Below are 24,933 nucleotides of genomic sequence, written 5' to 3'. Positions count from 1 at the left end.
ACCCCTTTGTCCTTCAGATCAAAGAGAAAATCGGCGAGCTCCGCATCTACCACCGGTGTGATGATCGACAAATTCAGTCGATGATCGGCGGTGGCAACCAACCATTCATGTCGTCGACTAACCTGTTCAACGTCGCACTACAACTTCTCCGAACTGATCCCACGAGGACCTAATCTTCGAAGCGTTCATTTGGCTCGACCACATTTACTTGCTTCGGAACTTGGTCGGTGTCATTCCGGTTTGACCCCGGAAAAAGCGCGTGAAATGGGACTTGTCGGAGTAGCCAAGGAGTAGACCGATCTCAGCAATTGTCATCTTGTCATCTCTGAGGTGCTCTTTGGCGACATCGACACGCAGCCGTTTGATTTCGCGGGGGAGTGTTGTGCCTTGTTGTTGAAGCGCTTTCAGAAACCGTTCCGGTTGTATTCCCAGCATTCCAGCCACCATCTCTGGTCCCAAATCGGTTTCATCCAGTTTGTCGCGTAAGACAGATCGCAAAGCTGCCACCACGGTTACTTCTTCATCTTGTCGAAGTGATGCTATGGGCTTGGCAGAACCCTCAGAGACGTGGTGCAAAAACAACCATTCCACAGGAAAACTAATTTGCATTCCGGGATCAGTCCCAAGGCCAACCTCGATCCCTTTGTAGTCGATAGGCAGCCCATTGATGTATCTGCTTTCCCATCGCACACGGGAAGAGTCCCAGGACTCTCCGACGACGGTCTGCAATAGGCGTACATAGATTGCGGCACCAAAACCGGTCACCTGAATGGGTGGGACGGTTGGTTCCTGTTGCCTCTCGATACGATAAGTCGCTTTGTCTGCTTCAATGACAAGGCTGTGCCGCACAGAATTGGACTCCTGCGGCACGAGCTCAACAAAGCGGGTAAAAAACTCGAACAGCGTTTTTGTAGATTGCAAGGCTTGAGCGAAGGGCGGCCATCCTTGTAGGTCAAACGCTTCCCCTACATTCAGTCCTAGGTATCGATCCCCTGATACTTCTGAGAAAGCATTTACCAAGCCGTAAACCAACTCGGAGTGAACGAACACGGATGGGTTAGTCATCAGTTCAGCTTTCAAGCCGACCTGATCCAATGCTGGTTGCGGATTGATCTTACGTTCGGTGAGATATTGCAGAAAGGGAGCGGCTAAAGAGAGGCGAACAAAGCCCTCGCTATGCTCTCGGGAGGTGGAGTTGAAAGGCAAGCTCATAACCCTTGTTGGATTAGCTTTAAGAAGTGGCCATTTTTGCAGTCACATTCGTACATCCTAATTCAAAAGGGGCAACCGAGCCAATGAATTCCAGACTATAGTTGGCAAAACATGAATATGAAGGGAGTACTTATGTCCGGCTTACGAATGTCTCTTTGCTCGACGGCAATTGTCGCGGCAGTTCTTTCTTTTTCGGCGACCGCGCAGGCTCAGGATCAAGAAGAACCCCAAACGCTGTTTACCAACGTGCATGTCTTCGACGGTGTGAATGAGCAACGCATTGAAAATGCCAGTGTTCTGGTCGAGGGCAATCTGATCAAGTCCGTCTCAACCGATGCCATTGATGCGCCGAGCGCGACGGTTATCGACGGCGGTGGGCGCACTCTGACACCGGGCTTTATAGAGAATCACGCGCACCTGATGCTCATGGGGCCATCGATTGCCGAGATGGAAACCAACTCGACCTGGGAGGATTTCGCCATCCACGGGACCCGGATGGCCGAAATGTACCTGATGCAGGGCTTCACGACCGTTCGCGATGCCGGGGGCGCTGGCGGCGGGCTGCGGCGCGCAATTGACGCCGGCCAGATCGTCGGCCCCCGCTTTTATCCTTCCGGGGCATTTCTCGGAACACGTGGTGGTCACGCCGATTTCGCATCCTTCACATCTCCGCCGGGTGGGGTGACCAACTTTGGGACTCTGAATATGGCCCAACAGGTCAACGGTGTTGACGAAATTTACATGTATGGCCGCAACAACCTGCGCATGGGTGCCACGCAATTGAAGTTCATGCAATCAGGTGGGGTGATTTCGGCATTCGATCCATGGCAGTTGCTCGCCGGTTCGAAAGAAGAGATCGAGGCCGCTGTTCAGGTTGCCAACGAGTACGGCACCTATGTCATGGCACATTCCTACCGCAAAGAAGCGATCATCAATGCCCTGAATGCAGGGGTCAGAACCATTGAACACGGATTTCACTTTGACTGCGAGATTTCTGCTTTGATGAAAGAAAAAGGAGCGTACATCACGACGAACATCACAGCATTTGATCCAGGCCTACTTGATGTTCCTTCCGTGAAAAACAACCCCAACAGTTTGAGGAAGGCCAAATCGGCCTCGGCGACCTTCGAAGCCTACATTCCAAGTATGAAGGAATGCCCGGCGCCGCGCGGTTTCCAAACCGATTGCGTCGGCTCGGTCGAAGCGTGCAACATCCAGATCGCCTACGAGAAACATCTGAATAACCATTTCTTCGGCCCCTATGCGTCGATGGTAACCCTAACTTCGGTAGGTGGCGAGATCGCGGCACTTAGCGGTGATTTCATGAACCCCTATCCGGAAGGCAAACTGGGTGTGATCGAAGAAGGCGCCTATGCCGACATCCTGCTGATAGACGGCAACCCCCTCGAAGACTTCTCTGTCGTTGGAACAGGCGATCAGTGGTTCGGTGCGGACCCGAGGCCGGACAGCCCGGAAACAATCCGCCTGATCATGAAGGACGGTGTGATCTACAAAAACACACTGGATTGACCAGATAAAGCAGCCGGAGAGCATTCATGCGAAATTGGTTTTGCTCCGCAGTATTCGCATGGTTGGTTTTGTGCGGTTATGATGCTGCGGCGACGCCTGGAACCGCGTTGGACTGGGCAGATCTGCCAGATCCGTCTGCGCAGGTCTTTGATGACCCCTATCGTGAACTCAGCCCCGAACAGTTCGACGATGTTCTTTTCGTTGTGCGTATACGCGGCAGGTTGCAGCAGGAGGTTGGCAGCGCCGAAGAACGGCAGAAATGGCAATTGCTTTTAGCAGAGACCGAAGACGCCTTGGTGTCAGACGGAATTGACGTCGACTGGTTACTCGATCAGCGCGAGGTTGTGACTGAACGTCGAAGAAAGGCTGGAACGAGCGGAAACCCGCAATTCGACGGCAGAACAATCACACTCGCGGGCTTTGCCATTCCTGCTCCAAGCGATCCGGACGGCCGGCCTGTGGCGTATTTGGTGCCAGAAAGAGGGATGTGCAGCCACATGCCTCCACCTCCGCCTAACCAGATGATCCGTGTGCGGTTGAACGGGGACTGGGCGCCTAGCTATTTCCACGAACCCGTTCGGCTGACAGGCACGCTGACTATCGATCCTTCCGTTCATAATATGATGGTTGTGGATGGCCTCATGCCTATGAATGCGACTTTCCAGCTAGAGGCGGAACGTGTCGAAACTCTGGAAACCGAGGCAGACAGGTTGGAATGGAAGCAGCGTGCTGCTGATCTCATCCGCGCGGCAGGAAATCGCAAGACCGGTGGGGCACAGGCGTCAAAATGATAAGACTTCTGGTTGCCGCATTGAGCATTGCATTTGCTGGCGCAGCGTCGGCTCAGGGACTATCCGGGCCATCTTCAGTCGAAGCCGATCTTGCGCCCGGAGACGGGCTCACCGATCCGCAATATCGTTCCGATTTTCCACGCAACATCGCACCGGGTTGGTTTCAGTGGAAAGACCGACTGGCTGAGGGTGGTTTTCGGTTCAACATTGACTACCTGGCATTGGGCCAAACCACGGATGCTGATCTGGGAACCGGCGAAGCAGCCAGCGGAATTGCGCGGTTCTACGGCAGTTGGCAGGCAACTGAACGGGGGTCTCTGACATTCAAGATCGAAGACAGGCACAGTTATACTGACGTTGCTCCGCAATTTCTCGGGCTGGATGGCGGAGCCCTTTCAATCACGGGAACAGCCTTCAATGACAACGGTTTGCTTCTGACCAATTTGTTCTGGACCCAAAGGGCTGAGAATGGGTCGTGGGCGCTGCAAGTCGGCCAGATTGATGTAACGGACTTTGTGGATATCTACGGGTTGGTAAGCCCCTACAGTGGTTTTCAAAACCTGTCTTTCAATACCAACCCGACAATCAACACGCCCAACCAAGGCCTTGGTATTGCCGGTGGGGTAAAGCTGAGCGAGAACCTCTACGCCGTTGCCAGCGTATCAGACGCAAACGCCGACCCGTCCGATCCAAACTTTGATGTGTTTAGCGACGGCAATCTCTTCAAATCGCTCGAACTTGGGTACACGTCCGGCTTTGATCGCATCTACTTCGACAATATCCATCTGACCCTCTGGCATGCGGATGCGGCTGACGATGGCAGTCGAGCAGAAGATTACGGCGCAGCGTTTTCCGCCGCATGGTTTGTTGACAATAAATGGATGCCGTTCTTCCGTGCAGGGGCCTCGAAGGGAACCGCAGCGCTTTATGAACGGTCGATTTCTGCCGGTCTCGGTTACTATGGTCGCAACACCGATTTGGCCGGTCTGGGCCTAAACTGGGCCGAAGCAAGAGGCATAGATGGCGATCAGTTCACGCTTGAAGCTTTCTACCGCTTTTCAATCTCACCCGGACTGCAGATCACGCCATCGGTACAATTCATTTCCGACCCGCTTCTAAATCCCGATCAGGACCGGATTACCCTGTTCGGTCTAAGAACCCGGATCGTTTTCTAATGCGGGGTGAAGGCAGTCACTAAGGGGTGTGCCAAAGGGCAACTAAGAGAGATCAAGCGCGTGCCGGAATTTTCAACGCCGGTCGAATGAAGTTGGGAAGCAAAGGAACAATCTATGAAGATTGCATACGGAATTCTTGCAGCCTTAGCAGTTGTGTTTTTCATCCTTGGAGGCAGCGATGCCCATGCCAAAGACAACAAGGGGAAAAAGCCGAACAAGGGGGGCAAGAACGGTGATGTCAGCATTCAGATAGAAGACAAACCCGGCAAAGGCCCAAAAGCTGTACCACCTGGACAGATCAAGCGCTACACGCGCGGTGCCAAGCTCCCATCTGACCTGGAGTTCGAGGATATTGGGGACCTTTCCAAATGGAAGCTGGGGGAGCCCGGCAAAGGAAACCGCTACATTCAGGTCGATGGCGAAGTCCTCGAAGTTACGAATGATCTGTCTACTGTTGTCGATGCCGTCGGCATCGTCGGTGATCTTCTCAACTAGACGAAAGTACGATGTTTCAGGGCAAGAACTACCTCGTTTGCCCTGACGCTGGCCGGGGCGATCATTTGTGAACCCCGGCCCAAGTTCAAAACCCGGATCCGAGGCGCTACGATGATAAAGGCCCTTCTTTTTCTTTTTGCGCTTGCTACCTTTTCGTCAGCACGCGCCCTACTCGCTCAGGAAAACGGTGCAACTGAAGTCCCGCAAACAATACGCTTTGAGGGCTATGTATAGCCCAGTCGCGAAGCAGAACTGTCGCCTTTGGTGGACAATGTGGTCAACCGGACTTTGCAAAGTCTGCTTTCTGCGCATCGCTGACCTTTGAATTCGAAGAAGCATTTTGAACTTTGTGTTCACGATTTCAGCTAAAGGAATGTTCACGAATGTCCGATTTTCGGACTTACGGGTGGTTGGCTGACTAGAACGCAACCGCTCTATAATCGCGACTTATGTTAAATCTCGAAATCCCGGCTTTCTGCCACAAAACCGGTGCGCGTTTTCGACAGTTTCAGGAAAACGAATGTTTCTCCCGTTGATGGCTGGAATGACGATTTGCGCAGCATCAATATTAGAATAGGTGCCTTATTCAGGCGCGTGCGGGAAACCCGCAACCCATTTGTCATATTCCGACCGTAGTTGCCCAAGGAACTCATCTACATTCGAAATCCTTAGCTGTGCGTCCTTGGCAAGCAGCATATCCAACCGCTCCTCCTTTTGAGCGCAGCGCAGATTCAAACACAGTGCCTCCGCGACTGAGCCAACGGGGAACGGCGTGAACTGTCTCTCCGGAATATCGATTAGGTAATCAATCGAATAGCGCGCTGCCTCAACCGGCTCGAGCAGAAAGTTCACAGCCTCTCTTCCGGGAACGAACATCGTTCCAAAATTTACGCCGTTTACGGAAGCGAAAAGATCATTCTCGCCCGAAAGGCGCTCGACTTCGTTGTTTGCAATCGCTTGAAAGAGGTCGTCCTTGACCCCGTTCCATTTTGGCCACGCCACGATGAAAATATAGTCTTCCGCCGTCTCGAAGCGTTTGAGGTCTCTAAATGGTGCCATGTTCCCGGGCAATTCAACCTTCCCACTGAGGTCTCCAAAAATGGATGGATCGGGCTGGATGCGAGTTTCGTTCATCTCATAATTCCAGGTCCCTGGATCGTCCGCCAGCCTAAGGACAAAGGCTGGTTTCCAGACCTGAAAACTGGCGTCAAATCGCAATTGCAGCGATAGTCGTAACACGGTTTCGAGCTTAAAATTCACGGCTTGCAAAGCTTTCGAAAGATCCGGCCTTTTTCTAGCGATGTCTCGGAACTCCGCGTACCAGTCCCAGTGATGTTCCTCATACAACTCGTTAAACAGCGCCCAGTTACCGCCGTCTTCAAAGTCGTCCTCCCCAATCGAGAGTCTGTCGGTCAGCCCAAAAAAGTCATAGATCGAGAATTCGACGGCAGCATCCAGACCGAGACGGTCTACCCGTCGTTTTGGCACCTTGACGACGCAATAGGGATGTTTGGCAGCCGGTGTACCAATATCACAAATAGCCACCGTTGGAGCCAGTCGTTGAAAAGGCGCGTCGAATACATAGTCGGCGTCCATGTCAAAGATTTGCCCCCAACCAGCGCCTGATATCAGTGAAAGTTCACCGCTTCGAGGCCATTCCGGCGGAACACCTAGGTTGGACGATGTTATACTCTGTCTGTAGTCATCCAGATTTACAGAGGAGACCATGACGGAAACAAATTTCTCAAATAGTGTGAGAAGATGTTCTTCTTGCACAGTTGAATGTCGTATCGATGCTGCGCGCGTATTGTCCAAGTAAGTGCCTTGAACTAGAGGCAAGACAGCGAACAGGTTTCTGCTTTCAGCAATTTGTCGCGTTTGGTCTCCCCGCGTACGGGACATCGCTTGCGCTAACCTTAAGTATTTTCGACCTTCGGCGTTAAATGTGCCCTCTGAGGCTAGTTCACCCTCCAGCAACACAAACCGCTTCCTTTTCTTGTAATAACTCTCCCAGTGCGCACCGAATGCAATCTCGAAGTAGTCCTTGAGAGTAAGGCCATCGCGTTTCCGGGCGACTTGGAACATTTTTCCGAGGTTCTGAGCAAACAAAGGCCTTTGGCCTGGTTGAACTTTGCTCTCCTGCTCCAGCTTTTTGCTCAGGGCTTTCGCCTGCTCCACCCGCAGTTGATTTTCTGCCAGCTGCTTTTCAAAGGCCCCACTCGGAAGTCCGCACGGGTCGTTCTGATCTGTATTTTGAGTGTTCATCGCTTTTTCTCAACAGCCTTAGTAGGGTCAACCGTGCATTGGTGATTTAGAGAACGCCGCCGTAATGACGGCGCTACCGTCAACGACCACATATGCACGTCGAAATGGCTCCAAGGCTTTTGCAAGCGCAACTCCATAGCGTTTGCGATACTCCTTCAACCCGCGCTTTGTGAGAGCCACTCGTTCGGCGCCATCGATAGTGCATGCAGGTTCTCCGTACTCCAGAATGATACCGACAATTCCCTCAGGAATAGATCTGGACATCATCCGTTCACGTGCGTGCGCAGTGAACTTCGTGGGCTCGGAGACGTAATGGTTTTCGCGGTATCTTGAGTGCTTAGGCATGTTCTCGTTCCGTTGTTAGACGTGATGCCTCTTTCTAAACGAGCAGACTACACGGGCACGACCGCATAGTTGGGAATTTTTTTGGGAATATTTTTGATCATCTTTGGGAATTTAGTAAGCAAGTTTTGGGAATGCCGTTTTCTCTGCAAACCTTGGATCAGTGACTAACTCAGCGGTATACCTAAGCTGTTCCAGCATTTCTTGTTATGTAGAGCCTCCAACAACAAGACAGTTCTGGGCCTACTTTAAGATGAAGGCGTCTTCTTTTTCTTCAACTTATTAATCTCAACCAACAGCCGATGACCTCCCTGCTTGGTCACTATCTTCTCAAACTCAGCCGCCAATCCCGCATCTGAGAAGCTGGAGATCATTCGCCTCGTCGAAGGGTCGCATCTTCCGACCAGGCGTACGCTGGACAAACTCGGCATCCCCACCATTCGTTCAGGCAAAGTTATAGAACCGGTCAGCCCCGATCTAGTCGTGGATTGTGCAGACGGACGCCGGTTTGCAATCGAAACAAAAGCATATCGTAGTCAAGTAAACCGCCGCGATATCATCGGTACACTGGGGCACTTGGCCCTTATCGAAAAGCTTGTGCCAGAAATTCTCATGATCGTGCCCGAAGGAAGCGCATATGACTTGCGTCGGATGAATGATTTGCGCGACAAACTCTTCTTAAAGGGTATTCGCTTTGCAACACTGCCCGAAAAGAGAGCTGAACGAGCTACAGACCTTAGGGTATCCGAATAAAGCTATTTGCTGTCAGCATCATGGGATACAGCATTTGACAAGGGTCTGGTGACTTTCAAGGACGACGGGACACCTAGGTTTTCGAGTAAATTGTCCGCACCGGCAATGAGCTCGTTTTCTGGACATTCCAAGCAGATCTCTGGTCAAACTGCTGGGCACAAGGAGAACCTGATCTGGTATCGCGATCAGGTGTTCAATCCTTGAGCAACTGAAACCTATCCCTCGACACCCGCATAAGGCGATTTATTTGCTCTCCTCTGCACTATTATCGTGAAACAGTGCAAACTTATGGGCAAATCGTGCAAACTTATGGGGTGCGTGAAGGTTTGTGCGCGTCCCTACAAACGATCAAAAATCCAGGTTTTCAACACTCAACGCGTTTTTCTGGATGAATTCGCGGCGTGGTTCGACCACGTCACCCATCAGCTTGGTGAACAGATCGTCGGCCTCGACCATATCGTCCACGCGCACCTGCAGCAGCGTGCGGGCGTCCGGGTCCAGTGTTGTCTCCCACAGCTGATCCGGGTTCATTTCACCCAAACCTTTGTAGCGTTGCAGCGACAGACCCTTCTCGCCCTCTTCCAGGATAGCGCGCAGCAGGTCTAGCGGTCCGTGGATCACTTGGGAACGGTCGCGACGCACCAGCGTTGCCGGGGTGTTGTAGACCTCTTGCAGGCTCTGAGTGAAGCTGCCGGTTTTTCGCGCTTCGCCCGAACGCAGCATGGGGCCGTCCAGCGTGCGCACCTCTTCCACACCGCGCAGGATACGGGCCAGTCGGATGCCGTGATCCTGAGTGATCCGGCCTTGCCAGCCGCGTTCATATTCCAGCGCGATCAAGTCGAGACGGGCAGCAACTTTGTCAGCCACGCCTTGCAGGTCGGCATCAACGGCACCTGGCACGAAGGCCCCGGCTACGGCAGCCTGTTCCAGAATGTGACGCGGGTAATGCGTCGGGAAGGCGTCCAGAACACGTTTCAACTGGCGCGCTTCGTCCACGACACGCGTGAGGTCTTGGCCGATGATTTCTTCACCCGAGCCAAGCTTCAACACGGCCCCTTCGACGCCCTGATTGATCAGATAGTCGTCCAGCGCGGCCTGATCCTTCAGGTAAACCTCTGATTTACCTCGTGAAACCTTATAAAGCGGTGGCTGAGCGATATAAAGGTACCCGCCCTCGATCAGTTCCGGCATCTGCCGGTAGAAGAAGGTCAGCAGCAGCGTCCGGATATGTGCACCGTCCACGTCGGCGTCGGTCATGATGACGATCTTGTGGTAGCGCAGCTTTTCGATGTTGAACTCATCGCGGCCAATACCAGTGCCCAGCGCCATCACTAGGTTGCCGATTTCCTGCGACGACAGCATTCGATCAAACCGCGCGCGTTCCACGTTCAGGATTTTCCCGCGCAAGGGCAAAACAGCCTGAGTCAGACGATCCCGACCTGTTTGCGCGGAACCACCTGCCGAGTCCCCCTCGACCAGGAAAACTTCGGTTTTGGACGGGTCTTTCTCGGAACAATCCTTCAGCTTACCGGCCAGATAGTTCACATCCATCGCCGTCTTGCGGCGAGTCAGTTCACGGGCCTTTCGGGCAGCCTCACGGGCCAGAGCAGCCTCGATGATCTTGCCGACGATACCCTTGGCTTCATTGGGGTTTTCTTCAAACCACTCGGCCAGTTTTTCATTCATCAAACCTTCGACCGCCGGGCGAACCTCGGACGAGACAAGCTTGTCCTTGGTTTGGGATGAGAATTTCGGGTCTGGCACCTTTACCGACAGCACGCAGGTCAGACCCTCACGCGCATCGTCCCCTGTGAAGCTGACCTTTTCCTTCTTTGCGATCCCGCTGGACTGCGCATAATTGTTGATTGTCCGAGTCAAAGCGCCCCGGAAACCGGCGACATGCGTACCGCCATCCCGCTGCGGAATGTTGTTGGTGAAGGGCAGAACCGTCTCATGGTAGCTGTCATTCCACCACATCGCGATTTCCACGCCGATGTCGTCACGCTCACCCTTGATATAGATCGGCTCGGGCATGGCCGGGGTCTTGGACCGATCGAGATACTTGACGAACTCCTTGACACCGCCCTCATAGAACAGCTCGGTCTCCAACCGCTCGGCAGGGCGTTCATCAATCAGGATGATCCGCACGCCTGAGTTCAGGAAGGCCAACTCGCGCAGACGCTTTTCCAGCGTGTCGAATGAGTATTCGAGGTTCGAAAACGTGTTGGTCGAGGCCAGAAACCGCACTTCGGTTCCTGTTCGATCGCCGCAATCACCCACGACCTTCAGATGTTCCGCTGTCTCGCCACCCTCAAAGCGTGCGACATGTTCCTTGCCCGCACGCCAGATGCGCAATTCCAGCCAATCGGACAGGGCGTTCACAACCGAAACGCCCACGCCGTGCAGACCGCCCGACACCTTGTAGGAATTGCTGTCGAACTTACCGCCCGCGTGCAGTTGGGTCATAATGACTTCAGCCGCTGAAACGCCCTCTTCCGGGTGAATATCGACCGGAATTCCGCGCCCGTTATCACTGACAGAAACGCTGGAATCCGCGTGGATTTTTACCGTGACATGGTCAGCATGCCCCGCCAAGGCTTCGTCGATCCCGTTGTCGACCACCTCATACACCATGTGGTGCAGGCCCGAGCCATCATCCGTGTCCCCGATATACATGCCGGGGCGCTTGCGAACGGCCTCTAACCCTTTGAGAACTTTAATGGAATCTGCGCCGTATTCTTGAGGAGCCTGTGCGTCTTCGGACATTCAGTCAGTACCTATATTATTTTGGTAACTTATACGTTTTCTGGTGGGGAATGTCACGCGATCCCCCAAGATTTTGTGTTTGCGAGGGTCGTTTTTTGCCTGCTGGTTACAGGCTCACAAGCGATCAATGTCAGCGGCAATATCCGCAGCGATTTCCTCTGCGTCGACATCCTCGCGCTCAGCCGACAATCGCAGCCCAAGAATGTCAGACTGATACCGCGCCGCCAGTCGATCCGGGTCATGTTCAGACCGAATTTCACCAGCATTCTGAGCGCTTCGGAACAGCTCGGCAAAACACGCTTTCATCTCAGTCATGTGCCGCGCAGCTTGATCTGCAAGATCGTGATCTTTCGCTTGCAACTCCGCATATGTCTTTGCCAACATGCAGGCTTTCGTCGGGCTCTCGACCGCTTCGATCACCAAACGGGGCTGCGCTTTCAACGCCCCTTTGGGCCCCAACTTTTCAGCCAAGGCCTTTAGGCGTGCCACGCCTTCCCGGGTGTAGCTTTCCATCGTCAGCGCATAGAGCGCATCCTTCGAGCCGAATGCCGCATAAAAACTGCCGGGCTTTAGCTTCAATTCCCGCTCCAAATCCTTCAACGACGTCCCGGCCCAGCCCTGACGCCAGAAGATGTCCTTTGCTTTAGCAATCAGAGCATCACGATCATATGCGGGTTTCCGGGGCATCAGCATCACCAATTCTTGAACGTTCACTCAAGTATATACTTGAGCGATCGTTCAATAAACTCTAAATACGATTCATCGCGCCAAAAACAGGAGTTCCGACATGGCCAATTTTCCGTCGCACGACCTCGAAACCGCTCCCGAAGGGTCCAAACCTCTTCTCGAAAAATCGCAGGCCGCGTTTGGTCGCTTGCCCGGTTTGCACAAGGTGATGGCCGAAAGCCCGCAGCACCTGGAAGGTTATCAGGTTCTGCACGGCCTCTTCTTGCAAACCGATTTCGGCAACGATGAGAAAACCGTTGTTTGGCAGACCATCAACGTGGAAAACGAGTGCCACTATTGCGTGCCCGCGCACACCGGTATCGCCAAGATGATGAAAGTCTCGGACGAAATCACCGAGGCGCTGCGCAATGAAACTCCGCTGCCTTCGGCCAAGCTCGAGGCACTGCGCACCTTCACTCTGCAAGTTATGGAAACACGTGGCAACCCGACCGAGGAACAGCTGCAGGCGTTCTTCGATGCGGGCTATTCACACCGCGCTGTTCTGGATGTGGTGCTGGGCCTGGCACAGAAAACCATGTCGAACTACGTCAACCACATGGCCAAAACCCCGGTCGACGAAGTTATGCGCGGCTTCCTGTGGGAACGTAAAGTCAGCGAACCGGCCTAAGCGGTCACGACCGAGCCCTCATCCCCTTCGGTGACAACCACCGTTTGGGCCCGGTCCCCCAATTCAGTAAACAACTCAGGCCCGGTGCCCGTCATCCAGGCCTGAGCCCCCAGAGCGCAAATCTCATCATAAAGCGCCGCGCGCCGACCTGCGTCCAGATGGGCAGCCACTTCGTCCAACAGTACAATCGGAGGCGCCCCAACCATCTCTGCCAGCGCACGCGCGTTCGACAAAATCAAAGACACAAGCAACGCTTTCTGCTCGCCTGTCGAGCAATCCTTGGCCGGAACGCCCTTTGCAGCAAAAACCCCATACACGTCTGACCGATGCGGCCCTACCAAAGTCCGGCCCGCAGCCAGATCCCGGAAGCGACTCTCACTTAAGGCGTCACGCAGATCCTCTGCTGTCTCAGGCATCGCGCCTTCAGTCTGGATCAATTCCAGCTCAGCCGACGGAAAAGCCGTCTCCGCCCGATCCTGCGCGGCACGCAGATAATCCAACGCCGAAAGGCGCGCAGCATGGATGCGATGTCCGGACTCAGCCATCTGACCCTCCAAGGCCGCATACCAATGGGCATCCCTCACCTGCTCTTTCAACAGACGGTTCCGTTCCCGCATTGCTTTTTCATATGACAAAGACGCTTCGGCATGGGTCGGATCAAAACTCAGCGCGATACGGTCCAGAAACCGCCGCCGCCCCTCGGCTCCTTCGATCCAAAGCCGGTCCATCGATGGGATCAGCCAAACAACCCGCGCCAGTTTACCAAGCTCGATCTGGCTCGAGGCTTTTTCGTCAATCCGAACCTGCCGCGCCGCACCGCCCTCGGACCAGGTTTCGATCTCATATCGCTGCCCCTGCGCACCCAACACCCCTGACACCTTCCAGCCCAACGCCTCGGGCCGCCGCGTCATCTCTGCCGCGCTCGCGCGCCTCATTCCGCGCCCAGGCGAAAACAAAGATACCGCTTCAAGGATGTTGGTCTTGCCGGCTCCGTTCGGCCCATGAATCGCGACGGGCCGCCCATCCAAAGACAACCGCGCCAGTTTGTGAGATCGAAAATGCGAGACCGTAAGCTCGGTCAGGGCCAATCCCATGACCCCTCCCTTCTTCTTGTCAAAAATACGGTCGCCGAAGGCATCGCGCGCCAGCGCGATCAGACGCGCATCGGCATGACAACGTAAACCGCGCTCTGGTCATTGCCTTCGCGCATCAGGGTCGGATCACCCGCAGAGTTAAACAGGAACACTGCATTCTCACGATCGACCTGAGACGCAATCTCTAGCAAATACTTGGCGTTAAACCCGATCTCCAACCGTTCATCCCCATAGGCGACGGCCAGTTCTTCTTCAGCAGCGCCACTGTCTGGTGCATTAACCGAAAGGACCAGCTTGTCGCCGTCCAGTTGCAGCTTTACCGCACGCGACCGTTCGGACGACACTGTCGCCACCCGGTCTACAGCCTGCGCAAACTCGGCCGCATCGACCTCAAGCTTGCGCGTGTTCCCTTGCGGGATGACGCGTGTGTAATCGGGGAATGTGCCATCGATGACCTTCGAGGTCAGAGTTATATCCGGCGTGGCAAAACGTACTTTGGTTTCGCTGACCGAAACGGCGATATCCATTTCATCATCGTCCAGCAGCTTGCGCAGCTCGCCCACGGTTTTGCGTGGCACGATCACTCCCGCCATGTCTGCGGCCCCATCCGGCAGATCTGCATCGATACGCGCCAGACGGTGACCGTCGGTGGCCACACAACGCAGAACTTTGCCGCCGTCAGAGCCATCAGCCACATGCATGTAGACACCGTTCAGGTAGTACCGGGTCTCTTCCGTCGAGATGGCGAATTTCGATTTGTCGAACAGCCGACGCAGCAGCGCCGCTGACGCGGTGAAATTCGATTGATATTCCGAGGACGCCATGACCGGAAAATCTTCTTTCGGCAGCGTCGCCAACGAGAAATTTGACCGGCCTGCCTCGACGGTCAACCGACCTGCAGCACTGTCTGCGGTCAGAGTCACCAGCGCCCCATCCGGCAGTTTCCGCACGATCTCATGCAGGGTGGTCGCCGCAACAGTGGTCGCACCGGCTTTCTCGACCTGCGCGGGCGCTTTATCGAGCACTTCGATATCCAGATCGGTGGCGCGGAACTGGGCCTGATCGCCCTCCGCCTCAATCAGCACGTTGGCAAGTATGGGAATGGTATTGCGCCGTTCCACAACGGATTGAGCCTGCGAAACGGCCTTGAGAAGGGTGCCGCGTTCAATGCTGATCTTCATACCCTCAGTTCCTCTGACTTGCGTACCGACATGGGCGGGACTGGCACGTTAGCGGTTCCACCCTGAGGCACAAGGATTTTTTACGGATTTCTGGGTTGGAAAGCCCTTAGCGTCAAGGGCATCGTGCCAAACTAGCCTCAGTTCTGGTCCAACCGTGGATTAATGCGCACAAGAAAACGCCCCGGACGCAAAGCACCGGGGCGTTTTCTTCATGAAATGCTCAGATCAGGCTTCCAGCGACCGCCGCAGCATTTCTACATCTTCGGCGATCTGACCGTCGGTCAGTTTCAGCTCTTCAATACGTTTCACGCCGTGCATGACCGTTGTGTGGTCTCGCCCGCCAAAACGGCGGCCAATCTCGGGCAACGAGCGGCTGGTGAGCTGCTTGCACAGATACATCGCCACCTGGCGCGGACGCGCATAAGACCGCAGGCGCTTGGGCCCGATTATGTCGGAAAGGCGAATATTGTAATATTCGGACACTTTCCGCTGGATCTCCTCAACGCTGATCTTTCGTTCTGAGGCACGCAGCACGTCAGCCAGACAGTCCTGTGTCAGCTCCATATCGATTTCGCGGCCCACCAGCGATGCGAAGGCGAACAGACGGGTCAGAGCACCTTCCAGAACGCGGACATTGGTCGAGATGCGATGCGCCAGAAACTCCAGAACACCATCGGCAATCGATAGATCGGGATAGGTGCTGCTGTACTGCTGCACCTTGTTCTGCAGGATGCCCAGGCGCAGTTCGTAGTCAGTTGGATGCAGGTCGACGACCAGACCGCATTGCAGGCGCGATTTCACACGGTCTTCCAGATCCTTGATCTCACCCGGGGCGCGGTCGGCCGAAATGATGATCTGCTTGTTCTGATCCACAAGCGCATTGAAGGTGTGAAAGAACTCTTCCTGCGTCGAATCCTTGCCCGCGATGAATTGCACGTCATCCACCATCAACACATCGACCGAGCGGAACAAGTGTTTGAAATCCATCATCCGGCGTTCACGCAGCGCCTGAACAAAGCGATACATGAATTGCTCGGCCGAAAGGTAAAGCACGTTAAGCTCAGGATGTTTTGTCTTCAGCTCCCACGCGATGGCGTGCATCAGGTGGGTTTTACCTAAACCCACACCACCATACAAAACCAGCGGGTTGAAGGTGACAGGTCCGCCTTCCGAGACACGGCGGGCGGCGGCATGCGCCAGTTCGTTGGGCTTGCCCACAACAAAGCTGTCAAAGGTAAAGCGGGAATCCAAAGGCGCGGCCTGCAAGGACTCGAGCGCATCCGAGGCAACCTCAGCCACGGGCGCGACAACAGGATCTGCAGGCGCGTCCGGGGCCGCTTGCAAGTTTGGTTTCGGACGTGCGGGCGAATTGGCGGCAACCCGGAAATCCAGCCGCTGCACGGTTTCACCTGCCGTGTTCAGTTCATACAAAATGAGGTCTGCAAAATTTTGACTGACATAGTTGCCCATAAAATTGGTCGGCACGGAAAAAACCGCCACACCATTCTGCAGCTCCTTAAATTCCAAAGGCTCGATCCAGGTGGTGTAGTTGTTCCGACCGACGGCCTTCAGCAATTTGTTACGCAGTAGTCCCCATTTCTCTTGTGTCATTCAGCGCCTCACGCATCCCATTCTTATTGGCCTGTCGGCCTTATTCATACAAACCCGGTAGCCCGGTTAAGCGTTCACTCGCACACAGGTATCCAAGCGCCAAAACCAACCCGGTTTGGCGGGATGTCTTTCAAATGCACACATGTCCCCGCTAAAAGCCCGGCAATAGTTGAGCGTCCGGAAAACCGGGTTGCACGTCGCACTCTCAATTTTTTAGACAGGGCCGAGCACACCGGGCTTGTCCCGGATTTCTCGACAAATCGGCAGCCTGACATCAGCCAGTCGTCGACAACTTCTCCGGATCGTCCTGATGCCCGTCAGTTCGACCGAAGAAACAGCCTGTCCCCCCAAGCGAGTGAATCGCTGATTACAGTGGTAACAACTCCTTGCGGGGCGCGGCAACGAAACTCTGTTATTGACTCGGTTCTTTGGCCGAAAGAATCTCTCAGTTTTGTGAAGGCGCGGTTTTCCGGCAACACGAAAAAAGGCGCCGCTTCACGCGACGCCTTGTATTTAGATCAGCCTTGCTGACATGACCATTGGTCAATCAGTGGACTTAGCCCAGTGCTTTGACGCGGGCCGACAGGCGCGACATCTTGCGGGCTGCGGTGTTTTTGTGGAACACACCTTTGGTAACACCGCGCATCAGTTCAGGCTGAGCGGCACGCAGAGCAGCGGTTGCCGCGTCCTTGTCGCCAGAAGCAATCGCTTCTTCGACTTTGCGCAGGTAAGTACGGATGCGCGAACGACGCGCTTTGTTGACTGCGAAACGCTTTTCGTTCTGACGTGCGCGTTTCTTTGCCTGGGGCGAATTTGCCATGTGTTTCTGACCTTCGTTCGGTACGGTTATCTTGGGTTGCGCGCCACGGACATATCCGCACCGGATCAGAAATCACGAGTGTGAGTCGGGCCAAGCGGGCCGCACGCGCATGTATGGCGGCGGTATGTATCCAAGTTTTTCGGGTTTGCCAAGCCGATTCTCTGCGCTTGCGAACCGGACAAAAAAAGGCGGGCAAAAGCCCGCCCCCGAACCTTGGCTAGCTACGCCTTACTTGTCGCGGAATTGCGCCGCGCGCTTTTCCAGAAACGCCGCCATGCCTTCTTTCTGGTCTTCAGTCGCAAACATCGAATGGAAGACGCGACGCTCGAACAACATGCCTTCACTTAGCGGAAGTTCATAACTGCGATTGACGGCTTCTTTGGCTGCGATGGCGGTAATCTGCGACTTCTCAGCAATCTTTTGAGCCGCTCCAGTTGCCTCTTCGATTAACTTCTTGGCGGGCACAACTCGGCTTACCAAACCTGCGCGCTCGGCCTCTTCTGCATCCATGAACCGGCCCGTCAGGTTCATATCCATCGATTTCGATTTGCCGACGAACCGCGTCAAGCGCTGACTTCCACCGAGCCCCGCGATGACACCCAAATTGATCTCGGGCTGTCCGAACTTGGCAGTGTCTGCGGCGATGATGAAATCGCACAGCATCGCCAGCTCGCATCCGCCGCCCAACGCATAGCCCGCAACAGCGGCGATGATAGGCTTGCGGATCGCCGAAACCCGGTCGTTGGCATCGGCAAACAGGTTCACGTTGTAGACGTCCACAAAGCTCATCTCGGACATTTCCTTGATGTCCGCACCGGCGGCAAAGGCCTTGTCCGATCCGGTAATCACAATGCATCGCACCTTGTCGTTGCTGTCTGCATCTTCCAGCGCGGCACACAACTCACCCAGCAACTGGGTATTGAGCGCATTCAACGCATCCGGTCGGTTGAGTTTGATAAGAGCGACGTGGTCTTCGATTTCGACGATGATCGTCTCAAAAGCCATGAGGTGAAAGCTTCCGGTTGTTCCGTTCAGATACGATTCCTTATCACGCGATTTCGTTGGATCAAGTTATCTTTGGCATTGCACACAATAGAAGGATGAGCGACCGGACTGTGTGATTCTCTTGATTGTCGCGCCACAGCCCTCTGTCCGGCAAGGCTCTCCCTCGCGCCCATAGACGTCAAAGCTGTGCTGAAAATATCCAAGTTCTCCATCAGCTTGGCGGAAATCTCGCAAGGAAGAGCCGCCTGCTTCTATGGCGTCCTGCAACACTTGCCGGATGATCGGAACCAATGCGGCAACACGGGATGCAGAAATCTGCCCGGCTTTGCGACGTGGCGACACCTTGCCGCGATAAAGCGCCTCGCAGACATAGATATTGCCCAATCCGGCAACGATTCCCTGATTCAAGAGCGCGGATTTGACCGGGGTGTTCTTGCCTTTGAAGGCCTCGATCAGGTGCTCTTCGTGGAAGTCATTGCCCAAGGGCTCTGGCCCCAGAACCGACAGCAACTTGTGGTCATCCGCCGTTGCTGTCGGCATCAGGTCCATGGCGCCAAACCGACGTGGGTCATTGAAGGTCACGCGGGCACCGTTGGCCATGTGAAAGACGACATGGTCATGCTTCTCAGGCATCGGGTGCTCATGTACAAACCGCCCCAAAGGATCACCTGATACTGTCATGCGGCCCGACATGCCCAGATGAATCAGCAGCGTTTCTCCACTGCTGAGATCGGCCAGAATATATTTCGAGCGCCGCCGCAAACGATCCACCCGCTGACCCGTAAGCCGTTCGGCCATACGCTCGGGGAAGGGCCAGCGCAGATCAGGGCGATTTACGTCTGCCTGTTCAATCACCACGCCTTCCATCGCAGGGCTCAGGCCGCGTCTTACTGTCTCGACCTCGGGCAATTCGGGCATTACACGGCTCCTAATTCAAAGGGCCGCATTGTGCGCGCCTCTTATGGCCCTATAACAGAGGCGAAATTCGACGAACGGCAAGGCAAATGTCCGACAACAGCGACAAGACCACTCATTTCGGGTTTGAAACCGTGCGCGAGGCTGACAAGGCCGGGCGCGTGCAGGGCGTATTCAACTCGGTGGCCTCGAAATATGACGTGATGAACGATGTCATGTCGATGGGCATCCACCGAGTCTGGAAAGACGCGATGATGGATTGGCTGGCCCCACGCCCTGGCCAACGGCTGCTGGATGTGGCGGGCGGAACAGGGGACATCTCTTTCCGCTTCCTCAAACGCGCAGGCCACGGCCACGCCACTGTTCTGGACCTGACCGAACCTATGCTGGTCGAAGGCCGCCAACGCGCCGAAGCCGACCAGATGTCGGACAGCCTGAATTGGGTGGTCGGGGATGCGATGGCCCTGCCGTTTGAAGACAACACCTTTGATGTTTACACGATCTCTTTCGGCATCCGGAACGTCACCCGCCCGCAAGAGGCCCTGAACGAAGCGTTCCGCGTACTGAAACCCGGCGGTCGCCTGATGGTGCTGGAATTCAGCCAGTTGCCCAATGACGGGCTGCAAAAGCTTTACGATCTCTACAGCTTCAACGTCATCCCACGCATGGGTAAGCTGATCGCCAATGACTATGACAGTTATCAGTACCTTGTGGAATCTATCCGTAAATTCCCCGATCAAGAAACCTTTCTGGGCATGGTCCGCGCTGCTGGCTTCGAGAACGCCAAGTACCGAAACCTGAGCATGGGCATCGCCGCGCTGCATTCCGGCTGGAAAATCTGATGCGCGGTCCTCACAATATTATCCGCCTGATCCGCACAGGCGCCACTTTAGAGCGCACCGGTGCCATGAACGTGGTTCTGGACGCTTTTGAGGCCCCCCGGTCGCTGCGGTTTATCGCCCACGCGTTGGGCAAGCCGTTCCAGTGGCTGGGCTACAAAGGCGATCCTGACATGCCGCCTGCCACCCGTGCTCTGACAGCGCTTGGTCCGGCCTACATCAAGTTTGGTCAGGTGCTGTCCACCCGCCCCGATGTCGTCGGCAATGAACTGGCCGAACAGCTGCGCGTTCTTCAGGACAAACTACCCCCGTTTTCTAAGTCTGAGGCCATGGCCGAGGTCGAAAAAGAACTTGGGCAGCCTGTTGCCGAGATGTTCAGCGATTTCAGCGAACCAATCGCCGCCGCATCAATCGCGCAGGTCCATAAAGCCAAACTGGTCAGCACGGGCGAGGATGTTGCCGTAAAAGTCCTGCGACCCGGCATCGAACGCGCGTTCCGCAAGGATGTAGACGCTTTCTATTTCGCGGCCCGTATCGTGCAGCTTTTCGCCCCCGGCGCGCGCCGTTTGCGTCCGATGGAAGTGATCGAACATTTCGATGGCGTTGTCCGTGGCGAACTCGATCTGCGGCTGGAAAGCTCTGCTGCATCGGAATACGCCGCCAACACCAAGGATGATGCCGGGTTCTGGCTGCCGCCCGTGGTCTGGTCGCTGTCTGCGCGTCGCGTGATGACACTGAGCTGGGCCGACGGTATCCCGCTGGGCGACAACGCAGCCCTCGACGCCGCAGGCCACAACCGCCGCGATCTGGCCGAACGCGTCCTGCGCCTGTTCCTGCTGCACGCCCTGCGCGACGGGTATTTCCATGCCGACATGCACCAGGGTAACCTGAAGGTTGCCGCCAATGGCGATATCATCGCCTATGACTATGGCATCATGGGCCATATCGACGAATACACGCGCCGGGTTTATGCCGAGATCCTCTTTGGTTTCATCCGCCGCGATTATAAACGCGTGGCCGAGGTACATTTCGAAGCAGGATATGTCCCCGCAAACCAGGACGTAGATGAATTCGCCCGCGCCCTGCGTGCAGTTGGCGAACCCATCTTCGGCATGGATGCTTCACATATCTCGATGGGCCGCCTGCTGAATTACCTATTCGAGGTGACCGAGCGCTTTGGCATGGAAACAAGAACCGAGCTGATCCTGCTGCAACGCACCATGGTGGTGGTCGAAGGTGTCGCGCGCTCACTCGACGACCACATGAACATCTGGGAGGTCGCCCGCCCTGTAGTCGAAGACTACATCAAGCGATCTATCGGCCCTCGCGCCGCTCTGAGGGATTTTGGGAAAACCGCAATGGTGCTCGCCCGTTTCGGCCCGCGCCTGCCAGCGCTTGTTGAAAACGCACTGATCGCGCAAACCCAAAAAGACGACAAAAAGAGTAACGGCTTTGGTGCATATGCCCTACCTGCCACGATAGGTGCGCTCTTTGGAATAGCCGCAACGCTGATTGCCGTGGTGCTGGGCTAATTCAAACCCGCCTGCTTCATCTGGCTAAAAATACCTTCGGGGGGAATTGCGCCAAAAGCGCAATGGGGGGCAGACAGCCCCCCTGCTCCGTTGTCGTTCAGAGCCGCTCGATGGCAAGGGCAATCCCCTGACCACCGCCAATGCACATGGTGATCAACGCTTTTGACCCACCCGTACGCTCCAACTCGTACAGCGCCTTGAGGGTGATGATCGCGCCGGTCGCGCCAACCGGATGGCCCAGCGCAATGGCACCGCCGTTGGGGTTTACCTTGGCCGCATCCAGACCCAGCTCCTGATTGACGGCCAGTGCCTGTGCGGCAAAAGCTTCGTTGCTTTCGATCACATCGAAATCACCTGCCGACAAACCGGTCTTCTTGAACAGGTTTTGCACCGCCGGGACCGGGCCAATACCCATAACTTCGGGTCGCACACCGGCATGGGCATAGCCGATCACGCGTGCTTTCGGTTTCAAACCGGCTTTTTCTGCCGCGTCCGCCGTTGCCAGAACCATCGCAGCCGCGCCGTCATTGATGCCCGAGGCATTCCCGGCCGTGACGCGCCCGTCTTTCTTGAACACTGGCCTCAACCCGGCCAGCGCCTCGGCTGTAGTCGCTTTGGGGTGTTCATCGACCTGGAAATCGACCATGTCGCGTTTGACCTTGACCTGCACCGGAGCGATCTGGCTTTCGAAAAATCCCCCCTCAATCGCAGCAGCCGCACGGGTCTGGCTGGTCATGGCAAACTCGTCCATCTGCTCACGGCTGATCTGATGTTCGTCGGCCACGTTTTCGGCCGTGACACCCATATGCCCTGTGCCAAACGGGCAATTCAGTGCGCCCAGCATCATATCGAGCGAGGTAACATCACCCATCTTAGCGCCCCACCGCGCCTGAGGCACGATGTAAGGGCTGCGCGACATGCTCTCGGCACCGCCCGCCACAGCAAATTCCGCATCGCCAAGCATCAGGGACTGCACGGCGGATACAATGGCCTGAGCCCCGGACCCGCACAGACGGTTCACATTCATGGCCGGCGTACCGTTGGGGATACCCGCCTGCATCGCAGCCACGCGTGATAAATACATGTCGCGTGGTTCGGTGTTGATGACATGACCAAAGACAACGCTGCCGATCTGCGCGCCTTCAACACCCGAACGTTCAAGGGCTGCTTCGGTGGCAACAGTTGCCAGATCAATCGGAGCCATCGAGGCCAAAGCGCCACCAAATGTGCCGATGGCGGTACGCGCACCATCCAGAATCACTACGTCAGTCATATTTTCTCCTCCAAAACCCGCGCGCATTATGCACTTGCAGCATGATCTTCAAATTAGACTCACTGTCACGCCCGGAATTGACATTACGTTGCGCAACACGCATGGATTCCGTCATGACGGAAAACACAGACGATATCCTGAACCTCCTGCCTGCACGCCTGAAAGAGGCACGCCGGGCAAAAGGACTGTCGCTTGAGGCGGTTGCCAAACTCAGCGGCGTTTCCCGGTCCATGGTCAGCCAGATCGAGCGCGGCGAAAGCAGCCCTACGATCTCGACCCTTTGGAACCTGACCCGCGCTTTGCAGGTGGATTTTGCAGGTCTGTTGGAAGGCGCACAAGCCAGTGACCAGATCGAGGTTCTGCGAAGCTCTGAGGTCCCCAGTATCGACAATATGGGGCAAAACTGCCGTATTCGCATCCTTTCCCCGCCGGAAGAAGCCGGAGGTCACGAGGTCTATGAAATTGAGTTTGGTGAAGGCGGAGCTTTGAACAGCCAACCCCACGCCCGCGGAGCGCACGAGCAGCTGACGGTGCTGGAAGGCAGGGTCAGGGTCACGTCCGGCAGCGCCATGTCGGACCTGAACCAAGGAGACACCGCGCGTTACGCTGCAGACATCGCGCATTCCATTGTTGCCAAAGGGCCCGCACGAGTCTTTTTGATCGTGAAAAACGCCTGAATCCGGCAAAATTCCGCCTTCACGGAAATTTTTCCTTCATATTGAATTTCCCCTATTTGGGAAATTCATCCGCTATGTTAGATGTACGACTCAGTTGAACGGAGGTCGCCATGGCAGATGCATTCCTGTCCCACATCACGGACACACTCGCGCAGATCGAATCCGAAGGTTTGTACAAGCGCGAACGAATGATCACTTCGCCTCAGGGCGGTGAGATTACGGTGGGCGGCAAACAGGTCATCAACCTGTGCGCCAATAACTATCTGGGTCTGGCCGATCATCCGGCGTTGATCGACGCCGCCAAGGGCGTGATGGAGCCCAAAGGATTCGGCATGGCATCGGTCCGGTTCATCTGCGGGACGCAGGATATTCATCGTGAATTGGAACAGAAGCTGGCGACTTTCCTGAACAAGGACGACGCGATCCTGTTTGCTGCCTGTTTTGATGCCAACGGCGGTTTGTTCGAACCGCTGCTCGGCCCCGAGGACGCGATTATCTCAGACAGTTTGAATCACGCCTCGATCATAGACGGAGTGCGGTTGTGCAAGGCAAAGCGCTATCGCTATTTGAACAATGACATGAACGACCTCGAAGCCTGGCTGAAACAGGCACGCGAGGACGGGGCACGGCATATCATGATCGCAACGGATGGCGTGTTCTCGATGGATGGCTATCTGGCTAACCTGCCGAAGATTCGCGAACTGGCGGACAAGTATGACGCCATTGTCATGGTTGATGATTGCCACGCCACCGGCTTCATGGGGCCGAACGGTGCGGGTACGCCGGACCACTTCGGTGTTGATGTCGACATTCTAACAGGAACTTTGGGCAAGGCACTTGGGGGGGCAATCGGCGGTTACATCGCCGGGCCGCAGCCAGTGATCGACCTGCTGCGGCAGCGGGCGCGGCCCTATCTGTTCTCAAATTCGCTGCCGCCTTCCATCGTCGCCGCAGGGCTTGAGGCGATCCGTCTTGTAGAAGAAGGCGACATGCTGCGTGCCCAGCTGTTTGGCAACGCCAAATACTGGCGCGCGGGGCTGGAAAATCTGGGCTTTGATCTACTGCCCGGCGAACACCCGATCATCCCGGTGATGTTGGGCGAAGCGACGCTGGCGCAGGACATGGCGACAAAGCTGTTTGATGAGGGCGTCTATGTCTCGGGTTTCTTCTTCCCGGTTGTTCCACGCGGACAAGCGCGGATCAGAACGCAAATGAATGCGGCTCAAACCAAGGATGAATTGGATCGCGCGCTGACCGCCTTTGGCAAGGTTGGCAAAGAACTGGGGGTGATCTAATGCGCCCC

At 55.5% G+C, this 24,933-nt stretch carries 22 protein-coding genes; 10 read left to right on the top strand and 12 right to left on the bottom strand.

From position 1 onward, the window contains the following. Nucleotides 1-204 precede the first annotated feature (204 nt). Nucleotides 205-1,212 carry an AraC family transcriptional regulator gene (locus GOV85_RS19290; protein ID WP_171181227.1) on the bottom strand — a complete coding sequence of 336 codons (1,008 nt, stop codon included), beginning with the start codon at nt 1,210-1,212 and terminating at the stop codon, nt 205-207. Nucleotides 1,213-1,329: 117 nt separating this feature from the next. Here GOV85_RS19290 and GOV85_RS19285 point away from each other — a divergent pair, with 117 nt between their 5' ends. From GOV85_RS19285 to GOV85_RS19270, 4 genes are all read left to right on the top strand, one after another. Further along, nucleotides 1,330-2,742 (top strand): amidohydrolase family protein, encoded by a 1,413-nt coding sequence (locus GOV85_RS19285; protein WP_234900806.1) that lies wholly within the window; start codon nt 1,330-1,332, stop codon nt 2,740-2,742. A gap of 26 nt (nt 2,743-2,768) precedes the next feature. Further along, nucleotides 2,769-3,533, top strand: coding sequence for a DUF3299 domain-containing protein (locus tag GOV85_RS19280; RefSeq protein WP_171181224.1), 765 nt, complete (start codon nt 2,769-2,771; stop codon nt 3,531-3,533). Then, nucleotides 3,530-4,708, top strand: coding sequence for a carbohydrate porin (locus GOV85_RS19275; protein WP_170337128.1), 1,179 nt, complete (start codon nt 3,530-3,532; stop codon nt 4,706-4,708). The genes GOV85_RS19280 and GOV85_RS19275 overlap by 4 nt, the downstream gene beginning before the upstream one ends. Nucleotides 4,709-4,822: 114 nt before the next feature. Then, on the top strand, nt 4,823-5,203 hold the full coding sequence (locus tag GOV85_RS19270; RefSeq protein ID WP_170412890.1) for a hypothetical protein: 381 nt from the start codon (nt 4,823-4,825) through the stop codon (nt 5,201-5,203). A 582-nt stretch (nt 5,204-5,785) separates the two neighbouring features. Here the strand turns inward: GOV85_RS19270 and GOV85_RS19265 are convergent. Further along, the gene (locus GOV85_RS19265; protein WP_171181222.1) at nt 5,786-7,468 is read right to left on the bottom strand and encodes a hypothetical protein; all 1,683 of its coding nucleotides are present in this window, start codon (nt 7,466-7,468) and stop codon (nt 5,786-5,788) included. A 27-nt stretch (nt 7,469-7,495) separates the two neighbouring features. Further along, complete coding sequence (locus tag GOV85_RS19260) at nt 7,496-7,813, bottom strand: hypothetical protein (protein ID WP_171181220.1); 318 nt, start codon at nt 7,811-7,813, stop codon at nt 7,496-7,498. Nucleotides 7,814-8,125: 312 nt separating this feature from the next. On the opposite strand from GOV85_RS19260, the gene GOV85_RS19255 reads away from it, so the two are divergent. Next, nucleotides 8,126-8,563, top strand: a complete 438-nt coding sequence (locus GOV85_RS19255) for a hypothetical protein (RefSeq protein ID WP_171180985.1) — start codon at nt 8,126-8,128, stop codon at nt 8,561-8,563. Nucleotides 8,564-8,911: 348 nt separating this feature from the next. On the opposite strand, the gene gyrB is transcribed toward GOV85_RS19255, so the two are convergent. Beyond that, nucleotides 8,912-11,329 (bottom strand): DNA topoisomerase (ATP-hydrolyzing) subunit B, encoded by a 2,418-nt coding sequence (gene gyrB, locus GOV85_RS19250; protein WP_171181218.1) that lies wholly within the window; start codon nt 11,327-11,329, stop codon nt 8,912-8,914. Nucleotides 11,330-11,443: 114 nt separating this feature from the next. Further along, a complete protein-coding gene (locus tag GOV85_RS19245) occupies nt 11,444-12,016 on the bottom strand; it encodes a TetR/AcrR family transcriptional regulator (protein ID WP_171181215.1) in 573 nt (190 codons plus the stop codon). 100 nt (nt 12,017-12,116) lie between these two features. Between GOV85_RS19245 and GOV85_RS19240 the strand changes: the two genes are divergently transcribed. Further along, nucleotides 12,117-12,683 carry a carboxymuconolactone decarboxylase family protein gene (locus GOV85_RS19240; protein WP_171181213.1) on the top strand — a complete coding sequence of 189 codons (567 nt, stop codon included), beginning with the start codon at nt 12,117-12,119 and terminating at the stop codon, nt 12,681-12,683. On the opposite strand, the gene recF is transcribed toward GOV85_RS19240, so the two are convergent. The 6 genes from recF to mutM form a co-directional block, all read right to left on the bottom strand. Further along, on the bottom strand, nt 12,680-13,777 hold the full coding sequence (gene recF, locus GOV85_RS19235; RefSeq protein WP_171181210.1) for a DNA replication/repair protein RecF: 1,098 nt from the start codon (nt 13,775-13,777) through the stop codon (nt 12,680-12,682). The two genes, GOV85_RS19240 and recF, sit on opposite strands and share 4 nt — an antisense overlap. Before the next feature lie 59 nt (nt 13,778-13,836). Then, complete coding sequence (gene dnaN, locus GOV85_RS19230; protein WP_171181209.1) at nt 13,837-14,958, bottom strand: DNA polymerase III subunit beta; 1,122 nt, start codon at nt 14,956-14,958, stop codon at nt 13,837-13,839. 225 nt (nt 14,959-15,183) lie between these two features. Then, on the bottom strand, nt 15,184-16,569 hold the full coding sequence (dnaA, locus tag GOV85_RS19225; RefSeq protein ID WP_171181206.1) for a chromosomal replication initiator protein DnaA: 1,386 nt from the start codon (nt 16,567-16,569) through the stop codon (nt 15,184-15,186). A 556-nt stretch (nt 16,570-17,125) separates the two neighbouring features. Next, nucleotides 17,126-17,389 (bottom strand): 30S ribosomal protein S20, encoded by a 264-nt coding sequence (gene rpsT / locus GOV85_RS19220; protein ID WP_039541017.1) that lies wholly within the window; start codon nt 17,387-17,389, stop codon nt 17,126-17,128. A gap of 228 nt (nt 17,390-17,617) precedes the next feature. Beyond that, on the bottom strand, nt 17,618-18,394 hold the full coding sequence (locus GOV85_RS19215) for an enoyl-CoA hydratase (protein WP_171181203.1): 777 nt from the start codon (nt 18,392-18,394) through the stop codon (nt 17,618-17,620). A gap of 66 nt (nt 18,395-18,460) precedes the next feature. Next, nucleotides 18,461-19,312, bottom strand: a complete 852-nt coding sequence (mutM, locus tag GOV85_RS19210) for a bifunctional DNA-formamidopyrimidine glycosylase/DNA-(apurinic or apyrimidinic site) lyase (RefSeq protein ID WP_171181201.1) — start codon at nt 19,310-19,312, stop codon at nt 18,461-18,463. 86 nt (nt 19,313-19,398) lie between these two features. Between mutM and ubiE the strand changes: the two genes are divergently transcribed. Further along, complete coding sequence (gene ubiE, locus GOV85_RS19205; protein ID WP_171181199.1) at nt 19,399-20,151, top strand: bifunctional demethylmenaquinone methyltransferase/2-methoxy-6-polyprenyl-1,4-benzoquinol methylase UbiE; 753 nt, start codon at nt 19,399-19,401, stop codon at nt 20,149-20,151. Next, a complete protein-coding gene (gene ubiB / locus GOV85_RS19200; RefSeq protein ID WP_171181197.1) occupies nt 20,151-21,680 on the top strand; it encodes a 2-polyprenylphenol 6-hydroxylase in 1,530 nt (509 codons plus the stop codon). Before ubiE ends, ubiB begins: the two co-directional genes overlap by 1 nt. Nucleotides 21,681-21,777: 97 nt before the next feature. Here ubiB and GOV85_RS19195 read toward each other — a convergent pair whose 3' ends face one another. Beyond that, on the bottom strand, nt 21,778-22,953 hold the full coding sequence (locus GOV85_RS19195; RefSeq protein WP_171181194.1) for an acetyl-CoA C-acyltransferase family protein: 1,176 nt from the start codon (nt 22,951-22,953) through the stop codon (nt 21,778-21,780). A gap of 113 nt (nt 22,954-23,066) precedes the next feature. On the opposite strand from GOV85_RS19195, the gene GOV85_RS19190 reads away from it, so the two are divergent. Next, complete coding sequence (locus GOV85_RS19190; RefSeq protein WP_171181191.1) at nt 23,067-23,630, top strand: helix-turn-helix domain-containing protein; 564 nt, start codon at nt 23,067-23,069, stop codon at nt 23,628-23,630. A 110-nt stretch (nt 23,631-23,740) separates the two neighbouring features. Continuing rightward, the gene (locus tag GOV85_RS19185) at nt 23,741-24,925 is read left to right on the top strand and encodes a glycine C-acetyltransferase (protein ID WP_171181189.1); all 1,185 of its coding nucleotides are present in this window, start codon (nt 23,741-23,743) and stop codon (nt 24,923-24,925) included. The last annotated feature ends 8 nt before the right edge of the window (nt 24,926-24,933 follow it).

This window comes from Ruegeria sp. HKCCA4633 (genome assembly GCF_013034605.1).
Lineage (GTDB): Bacteria > Pseudomonadota > Alphaproteobacteria > Rhodobacterales > Rhodobacteraceae > Ruegeria.
Note: the sequence above shows the minus strand (reverse complement) of the source record. Positions and strands in the feature narration are given on the sequence as shown.